At 73.6% G+C, this 8,425-nt stretch carries 6 protein-coding genes, 1 tRNA gene and 1 pseudogene; 6 read left to right on the forward strand and 2 right to left on the reverse strand.

Annotated elements, in window-relative coordinates:
- Nucleotides 1-336: pseudogene (locus ALMP_RS24000) on the reverse strand (hypothetical protein); the annotation flags it as partial.
- 156 nt (nt 337-492) lie between these two features.
- On the opposite strand from ALMP_RS24000, the gene ALMP_RS24005 reads away from it, so the two are divergent.
- The 6 genes from ALMP_RS24005 to ALMP_RS24030 all read left to right on the forward strand — a co-directional run bounded on the left by ALMP_RS24005 (nt 493) and on the right by ALMP_RS24030 (nt 6,311).
- Nucleotides 493-1,278 (forward strand): nucleotidyltransferase domain-containing protein, encoded by a 786-nt coding sequence (locus ALMP_RS24005; protein WP_264931565.1) that lies wholly within the window; start codon nt 493-495, stop codon nt 1,276-1,278.
- 51 nt (nt 1,279-1,329) lie between these two features.
- Entirely contained in the window at nt 1,330-2,061 is a 732-nt protein-coding gene (locus ALMP_RS24010) for a hypothetical protein (RefSeq protein ID WP_264931566.1), read from the forward strand.
- Nucleotides 2,034-2,176 (forward strand) — tRNA-OTHER (locus tag ALMP_RS24015). Before ALMP_RS24010 ends, ALMP_RS24015 begins: the two co-directional genes overlap by 28 nt.
- A 451-nt stretch (nt 2,177-2,627) precedes the next feature.
- On the forward strand, nt 2,628-4,478 hold the full coding sequence (locus ALMP_RS24020) for an FUSC family protein (protein WP_264931567.1): 1,851 nt from the start codon (nt 2,628-2,630) through the stop codon (nt 4,476-4,478).
- A gap of 73 nt (nt 4,479-4,551) precedes the next feature.
- Entirely contained in the window at nt 4,552-5,916 is a 1,365-nt protein-coding gene (locus ALMP_RS24025) for an amidohydrolase (protein ID WP_264931568.1), read from the forward strand.
- Between the two features lie 218 nt (nt 5,917-6,134).
- Nucleotides 6,135-6,311 (forward strand): hypothetical protein, encoded by a 177-nt coding sequence (locus tag ALMP_RS24030; RefSeq protein ID WP_264931570.1) that lies wholly within the window; start codon nt 6,135-6,137, stop codon nt 6,309-6,311.
- A gap of 4 nt (nt 6,312-6,315) precedes the next feature.
- Here ALMP_RS24030 and ALMP_RS24035 read toward each other — a convergent pair whose 3' ends face one another.
- Nucleotides 6,316-8,178 carry an ABC transporter ATP-binding protein gene (locus tag ALMP_RS24035; RefSeq protein ID WP_264931952.1) on the reverse strand — a complete coding sequence of 621 codons (1,863 nt, stop codon included), beginning with the start codon at nt 8,176-8,178 and terminating at the stop codon, nt 6,316-6,318.
- Between the last annotated feature and the right edge of the window lie 247 nt (nt 8,179-8,425).

The raw sequence follows: 8,425 nt of genomic DNA on the forward strand, positions 1-8,425 counted from the left end.
GATCCGCGCCAGCATCTCCCGCCGCCTGCGCAGCGCGGCGGCACGGGCCGCCGCCGACCGCCGGGCGGCCGCCGCCGACGCAGCCCGGAACTCCGCACTCCGCTCGGCGGCCTCCACCCGGTCGACCCGGTAGAGCCGGGTCCGCGGAGCCGACCGGATGAGGGGATGGGGCCGCACCAGGTCGGGCTCCCCGAGCAGCCGCCGCACCATTCCCGCGGTCCACCCGCGGGCGCGCAGCCCGGCGGCGGACAGATGCGTACGCCCCGCGTCCGCCTGCCCGTCGCCTCCCTCCGGGGTCGGCCCGGGCCCCTGCTGGTCGTGCTCGTACGTCGCCATCTCTGATTCCCCCGTCGTCGTGACGCTGAGTGACGACTTCATTGATAACGCGAGGCACTGACAACGCCCCCGCGGCGGCTCCCCGCCCGGCAGGCCGGGGTGCGGCGTGGAATGATCTCTCGCGGTCGGCGACAAGGCGCGCAGGACGGGGTTCCGATGGATGACGACTTCCTCACCGGCGTCACCGCACGCCTGGCCGCGCTGCCCGGTGTGCGCGCCGTCGCCCTCGGCGGTTCGCGTGCCCAGGGCATTCACCGTGCCGACAGCGACTGGGACCTCGCCGTTTACTACCGGGGTTCCTTCGACCCCGCACACCTGCGGGCCGTGGGCTGGGAGGGGGAGGTCTCCGAGATCGGCGGCTGGGGCGGGGGCGTCTTCAACGGGGGCGCCTGGCTGACGATCGACGGGCGGCGCGTCGACGTGCACTACCGCGACCTCGACGTCGTCGAACACGAGCTGGCGCGGGCGCGGGAGGGACGGTTCCACGTGGAGCCGCTGCTCTTCCACCTCGCGGGCATCCCGAGCTACCTCGTCGTCGCCGAGCTGGCGATCAACCGGGTGCTCCACGGTGAGCTGCCGCGGCCCGCCGCGTACCCGCACCGGCTGCGCGAGGCGGCCCGCGACCGCTGGCACGACACCGCCCGCGCCACCCTCGCCTACGCCAAGGCCAACCACGCGCTCGCCCCACGCCGCACCGAGGCGGCCGGTGCCCTCGCCGTCGCCGCCGCCCAGGCCGGGCACGCCGTGCTGGCGGCGCGGGGCGAGTGGGTGACCAATGAGAAGCGGTTGCTGGAGCGGGCCGGGCTGCGCGGTGTCGACGCGCTCGTCGCGGGGATCGGCGACGCCGCCACCGGCGAGGATGTGCTGAGGGAACTGGAGCGCGCCGACGCGCTCTTCGCGGACGCCGTGCGAGCGGCCGGAGCGCCCGGTCCCGTCCGATGATCCGCCAATAATGCCTGGAAGCGGCCATGTCGACGTTGCTACGGTCCTCACGTGGCGAAACTCAATCAGATCATCGCAGTCGAGAAGGGCATCAAGTCCAAGGCGCACCAGGACCTGACGGCCGCTCACCACGGGCTGCAGAAGCCCGCGCTGCTGGCCGGCATCTCGCGGACGTACCAGCCGAAGGACGAGGAGGGCGAGCAGCTCCCGCCCGAATCGACACGGGTGCAGGTGAAGGCCGAGGACGTGCTGCGGGAGACCGCGGCCACCCTCACCCGGCTGTTCGACGTGACCGCCACGAAGGACTGGGCCAACCGCACCGCCCGTGCCGACGTCAAGGTGGACGGACAGGTGCTCCTCGCCGACGTGCCCGTGTCCTACCTGCTGTTCCTGGAGAAGCAGCTCGTCGACCTGAACACCTTCGTGCGCAAGCTGCCCGTGCTCGACGCCTCCGAGTCCTGGGTACAGGACCCCTCCACCGACGCGTGGAAGACCGAACCGGTACGCACCCTGCGCACCAAGAAGGTCCCCCGCAACCACGTCAAGGCCGAGGCGACCGACAAACACCCCGCCCAGGTCGAGGTCTACTACGAGGACGTTCCCGTCGGCTACTGGACGACCGTGAAGTTCTCCGGCGCCCTGCCGGCCCGGCGTGTCAACGAACTCCTCGACCGCGTCGAGAAGTTGCAGCAGGCCGTGAAGTTCGCCCGGGAAGAGGCGAACGGCGTGGACGTCGTCGATCAGCGGGTCGGTGACGCCGTGTTCGGCTACTTGTTCGGGTAACCTCGAAGACTCCCCGGTTTGAGCGACCGGGGTGCGCGAAAAGCGCAAGCTGAAGCTGAAGCTTGTCGTGACTGCGCGGTTCCAGTGGAGGTTCGAGTCCTCCCCGCGGCATCCAGCGTGCCGCGGTGGCCCAACCGGCAGAGGCAGACCGCGATCAATCTCAGACTCTCGCTCCAGACTCAGCATTCGCCGCCGATCGCCGGATCGACCGGGCCCAGGCCCCCGGACGTCGAAATGCCGGTTCAAGTCCGGCCCGCACAGCTCGGTGTGCGGTGGTCCAAAGGCAGGACGCGACGACATCATGCTGACCTGGGCCCTCAAGCGTGCCGGCGTGCCAGATGGGCGGCATCACTGGGGCCGGGGGCAGGCTACGCCCTCGGCCCCGCTTAGCGTTCACGCGGCCCCGCTTTGCGTTCATAAAGAACACGCCTTTCCCGTGGATCGTCACACCGCGGAAATACGACAGCCCCTTTCCCTCCAGGAACGCGCCGTACCGTGAAGGGACCAGCCCCGGCCGCCGTCGCCCGAAGGCTCACCCCGCCCTTCGCCGACACGACAGGAGGCCCGTGTCCCGCCGCGTCACTCTCGCTCTGCCGCCCTGGCTCGCCCACGCCCTGCGCGCCCAGCGCGGACCCGTTCCGTGGAGCGCGGTCGTGCGCGGGGCGCTCGCCGCCGGGCCGCTGCTGCTGGTCGCCGTGGTCGCCGGGCACGCCTCCGCCGGGGTCGTCGCCGCCGTCGCCGCCATGCTCGCCGGGATCAACGACCGGCCCGGCAGCCGGCGCGCCTCCGTCAGACGGCTCGGGGGACCCGCGCTCGCCGGGGCGGGCGGCCTGCTCGTCGGCACGTACGCCGGGGACCACGTCGGACCGGTCGCGCTGACGGTCGTCCTCACCGGGCTCGGGCTGCTCGCCGGCGGGATGAGCGCCATCGGACCCGTCGCCTCCGCGGCCGGGACACAACTGCTCGTCGCCGCGGCGATCGGCGCCGGCATGCCCCTGCCCGAGAGCGGCCCGCTGCGTGCCCTCGCCTTCCTCGCCGGGGCCGGCTGGCTGCTCGTGCTGCGGCTCGCCCTGCCCACGCCCGGCGCGCTGACCGGTGACTTCCGCTTCGACGGGGAACGGGCCGCGGTGGCCGACGTGTACGAGGCCGTCGCCCGGCTCCTCGACGCCGCCGGCACCGAGGACGCCACCGCCCGGCGGGCCGCGCTCACCGCCGCCCTCGACCATGCCCAGGACGCCCTGACCGGCCCCCGCCTGCGGCGGTACGCCAGCTCCGCGACCGAACGGCGGCTGCACGCCCAGTACGCCGCCGCGCTGCCCCTCGCCGAGGCCGCGACCGCCCTCGCCTGGGCCGGGGAACCCGTCACGGCCCGCGCCTCCGAGGGCCCCCGGCGCCTCGCCGCCGCCGTACGCGACAACGTGTCCACCGGGCCGCTGCCCGCGCCCTCCCGGTCGGCGCCCGCGCTGCGGGCCCTCGACGACGCGCTGCTGCACGCCGCCGACGCCTTCGACCAGGGCGACGGAGCCGATCTGCACACCCGGCGGCGCGGCGCCCGCGACCTGCTGCGGACCGCGTTCGGATCCGGCGGACGCGAGTACGGCGTGCGGGTCGCGCTGTGCTTCGGGGCCAGCGTCGCCACCGCCCAGGCGCTGCACCACTCCCACTGGTACGGGCAGCACCCGCACTGGTACTGGCTGCCCGCCACCGCCGTCTTCCTGGTCAAGCCCGACCTCGGGCCGCTGGTCTCGCGCGTGCTGTGCCGGGCCGCCGGGACCGTGCTGGGGGCGCTGTTGTTCGCCGGGTTCGCCGCCGTGCTGCCCCGGCCGGAGGGGCTGGTGGCGCTGGTCGCGGTGTGCGGGGCGCTGATACCGGTCGCCACCCGGCACTTCGCCGCGCAGACCGCCGTCGCCACCGTCCTCGTCCTGGCTCTCGTCATGGTCGGCGGGGAGCCGCAGGCCTCCGTCAGCCGGATCGTGGAGACGCTGCTGGCCTGCGCGATCGTCCTGATCGTCGGGCACCTGCCGGTGCCGGGGCGGCGCGGCGGGCAGGTGCGCGCCCGGCTCGCCGCCGCCACCGACGCCGCGCACGCCTACCTCACCCATGTGCTCGACGGCTCCGACGACCGCGCCGCCCGCTGGACCCTGCGCCGTGAGGCCTACCGCACGCTCGCCGAGGCCCGCGCCGTCATCGCCCTCAACGCCGCCGAACTGCCCGCCCTGGCCCGGCACACCGAGGGCACCGACGAGGTCGCCGCCCTCCTCGAACGGCTCGTCGACACCACCACCGCCTGTGCCGTCCACCTCGACGACACCGGCCGGCTCGACCGCCGGCACCGCGAGCGGCTCACCGCGCTGCTGGAGGAACTGGCCAGGCTCCAGGAGCGGGCGGACGTGCCCGGGCTGCCCGTCGCCGTGTAGCGCGCCCCGCGATGCCGGGAGCGGTGCCCGCGACGAGCCGCGCGCCCCCACCGCGGCGTCGTACCGTGACGGGATGACGTCACCCCGCGCCGCCGACCTCGTCATCACCGGCTGCACCGTCCTCGTCCACGACGACGAGGAACGGATCGCCTTCCGCGAGGACGCCGCCGTCGTCGTCCGGGACGGGATCGTCGACGCCGTCATCGACGCGGCCGACGCGGCCGACGCGGCGGGGCTCGGGGCGGTGGAACGTCTCGACGCGCGCGGTCAGATCGCGATGCCCGGGCTCGTCAACTGCCACACACACGCCCCGATGGTCGCTCTGCGCGGCATCGCCGAGGACCTGCCCACCGAGGAGTGGTTCAACGACGTCGTCTGGCCCGTGGAGTCCAACCTCACCGGCACCGACGTCGAACTCGGCGCCCGGCTGGCCTGCGCCGAGATGATCCGCGGCGGCGTGACCTGCTTCGCCGACCACTACTTCGCCATGGACGCGGTCGCCGCCGTCGTCGAGGAGTGCGGCATCCGCGCCCATCTGGGGCAGGCCTACTTCTCCTCGCAGGGACCCGAGGGGCGCGAGGCGTCCCTGGAGTTCGCGCTGCGGCACCGGGGCGGCGCCGGCGGCCGCATCACCACCGCCCTCGCCCCGCACGCCCCCTACACCGTCACCGACGCCGACCTCGCCGCCACCGCCGGCCTCGCCCGCGACCACGGCCTCCCCGTCCACCTGCACGCCGCCGAGAACCGCGACCAGACCGACACCAGCCTCGCCCGGCACGGCGTCACCCCCGTCGAGGTCCTGGAACGCACCGGCCTCCTCGACACCGACGTCCTCATCGCCCACGGCACCGGCATCCTGGAACGCGACCTGCCCGTCCTGGCACGCGCGCGTGGCCGCGTCGCCGTGGCGAGCGCGCCGCGCGGCTACCTGAAGTTCGCCTGGCCCACCACGACGCCCGTACGCGCCCTGCGTGAGATCGGCGTCCCCGTCGGACTAGCCACGGACGGCGCCGCCTCCAACAACTCCCTCGACGTGTGGGAGTCGATGGCGCTCACCGCCCTCGTCCAGAAGTCGACCACCGGCGACCCCCGCTGGCTGACCTCCCGTCAGGCACTGCACCACGCCACCGTGCAGAGCGCCCGCGCCGTCGGACTGGGGCAGTCGATCGGCCGCATCGCCCCCGGCCGGCGCGCCGACATCGTCCTCGTCGACCTCACCGGCCCGCACACCCAGCCCGTCCACGACCTCGCCGCGACCCTCGTCCACAGCGCCCGCTCGTCCGACGTCCGCACCACCATCGTCGACGGCCGGATCCTCATGCGCGACCGTGAGCTGCTCACCCTCGACGTCCCGGCGGTCGTCCGCGAGCTGGGCGCCCGGATGCCCGCACTGCTGGACCGCGGTCACGGCCGGCGCATCCAGGAGTACGACACCTGAGCGACCGATCCGTCGCACCTGACGGAACGAGCACCCCCGCTGTCACAAAGCGTGCCGATTCTGACACGAGCTGTACGGAGAAGGTGCGGAAAGCGACCGGAGTATCACGGTCCGCGTCGGTTTCGTGTCAACTACGTCTCAGTAACCCGACCGGGCGAGCCGATCGGACGTCGCAGGGCGTTAACTCCTACAAGTACGACGCATTCTGGAGGTGCGAGATGGTGAACGGGCGAACGGTGCTCGAATGCTTTCCCGCAGGCGGGCCGCGCGGATCGTGGCCGGCGGAGGAGTTCGCGCACGCCCGACGCATGGAGGGGCTGGCCGCCGAGGTCGTCATGGACCTCGCGACGGACACGTTCCTGGTGATCGTCCGGGGCGGCGACGCGACGGACTGAGCCGTCAGCCCACCCTCGACGTGGGCGCCCGCGTGCTGAACTGCTCCGCCTGGAGCGCGTACAGCTCCGCGTAGACGCCCCCTCCCGCCAGCAGTTCCTCCGGTGTGCCGGACTCCACCAGCCGCCCCTGGTCCAGGACGTGCACCAGGTCCGCGTGGCGCACCGACGCCAGCCGGTGCGTGATCAGCACGACCGTCTGGCCGCTGTCGGCCAGCGCGCGGATCTTCTCGAAGACCTCCAGCTCGGCCCGTGCGTCCAGGGCGGCCGTCGGCTCGTCCACGATCAGGATGCGGCCGCGCCGGTACGCCGCCCGGGCGATGCCGAGCCGCTGCCACTGACCGCCGGACAGCTCGTGCCCGCCGCTGAACTGACGGGCCAGCAGCGTGTCCAGACCGCGCGGCAGGTCCGCGACCACCTCCTCGGCGCCGGCCTCGCCGATCGCGGCGGCCAGCCGCTCCTCGGACAGTGGCGCGGACGAACGGCCGACGGCGACATTGACCCGGGCGGTGAACGGCCACCGCTTGAAGTCCTGCGCCACCATCGCGATCCGCTCGGCCAGCTGGTGCCGGTCCGCCTGAGCCGTGTCCACGTCGTCCCACAGGATCCGCCCCCGGTCCGGTTTGTACAGCCCGGCCAGTAGTTTCACCAGGGTCGTCTTGCCGGAGCCGTTCTCGCCGACCAGCGCGATGATCCGGCCGAGCGGGAGGGTGAGGGTGACGTCGTCGAGCGCGGGGCGGGCCGACTCGCCCGGATAGCCGAAGGTGACGTGCTCGAAGCGGATCTCCCGTGGCTCCTCCGGCAGGGCCACGCCGCCCCGGGGGATCGCCCGCTCGGCCGCCTCGACGTAGAGGCGTTGCAGATCGCCCACGAACAGGGCTTCCTCGTGGAGCTGGTTGATCTCCAGGACGAGGGTGTTCAGGCTCGCCGAGCCGCTGCGGATCGCGATCACGGCCGTCCCGGCCACCGCCAGCGCCATCGTCTCCGTCAGCAGCAGCCCGCCGAGCGTGGCGTACGTCGCGACCGTCGCCAGGCCCGTCCAGCCCGCCGCGAACAGTCCGGTGCGGGCCGCCAGCCGGGCCAGCCGGGCCTGTTCCGCCTCCGCCGTCTCCGACATGGCACGGAAGTGGCGCAGCAGGAACGGTCCGACGCCGTGCACCCGGATCTCCGGAGCGGCCCCCGGTTCGGTGAGCAGACCGGCGATCAGGTGACCCGCGCGCGCGTGCTGCACCCAGGTGTGGAAGGACTCGTACCGGCGCCGGGCGTTGATCAGGGCGCTCCAGGCGCTGGGCAGCGTCATCGTCACCAGCAGCGGCAGCAGCAGCGGGTGCAGCACGGTCAGCACGCCGGCCGCCGCGACGAGCGAGATCAGCGCGTTCACCACGCGCGTGCCGTACATGATCATCCGGCCGGTGGAGCGGGCGCCGTACTGCGCGGTGTCCAGCAGCTTGTGGAAGGCGTGGTCCTCGATCGCGGCCAGCTCGACCGCCGCCGCCCGCTCCAGGTACAGCTCGGTCGCCACCCGCTCGACCTTCGGTTCCAGGCGGCCGGTGGCGTACGTCGACGCTGCCCGCAGCAGCGTCCCGACCAGCAGGACGACGGCCATCACGACGAGTGCGGGGGCGGCGCCGCGCAGCCGGTCCTCGATCTGCCCGCCGGCGACCAGACGGCTCAGCGCGCTGTTGACCGCGAGCAGGCTGATCGCCTGCGTGACCCCCCGGCCCACCTCCGAGCCGAGCACGATCCGGGCGGCCCGCGGATCGGCCTGCCGGGCCAGGCGGAGGCTGACGGCGAGCAGGGAGGGCAGCCGGGCCACCATGGCGCGGAAGTTCAGCTCCAGGAACGCGTCCCGGTGCTGGTTCCAGCCCATGTCGTAGCGGAGCGGCCCCCCGAACAGCAGGCGCTCCGACTCGGAGACCTCGCGCTCGTCCGGACGACGCTGTTTCGGCGCGCTGCGCGGCTTCGGTGCCTCTCCCACCGGTGACCTCCCCCGATCGTGGGCAAGTGGCCACTATCGCGGGAGGGGCTGCGGGAGGGCAGGGCGCAGTACGGGGCGCGGGATGCGCGCGGGCGTGCGCTGGGGGTGCGGCGTGGTGAAGGGCGGTGGTGCGTTGGGG

It is taken from the genome of Streptomyces sp. A012304 (assembly GCF_026008495.1).
Taxonomy (GTDB): Bacteria; Actinomycetota; Actinomycetes; order Streptomycetales; family Streptomycetaceae; genus Streptomyces.

Excerpts from the sequence above, each read along its gene's own strand:
- ALMP_RS24025 (WP_264931568.1), top strand. The coding sequence starts at position 4,552 with ATGACGTCACCCCGCGCCGCCGACCTCGTCATCACCGGCTGCACCGTC.
- ALMP_RS24035 (WP_264931952.1), bottom strand. The coding sequence starts at position 8,178 with ATGGGCTGGAACCAGCACCGGGACGCGTTCCTGGAGCTGAACTTCCGC.
- ALMP_RS24005 (WP_264931565.1), top strand. The coding sequence starts at position 493 with ATGGATGACGACTTCCTCACCGGCGTCACCGCACGCCTGGCCGCGCTG.
- ALMP_RS24030 (WP_264931570.1), top strand. The coding sequence starts at position 6,135 with ATGGTGAACGGGCGAACGGTGCTCGAATGCTTTCCCGCAGGCGGGCCG.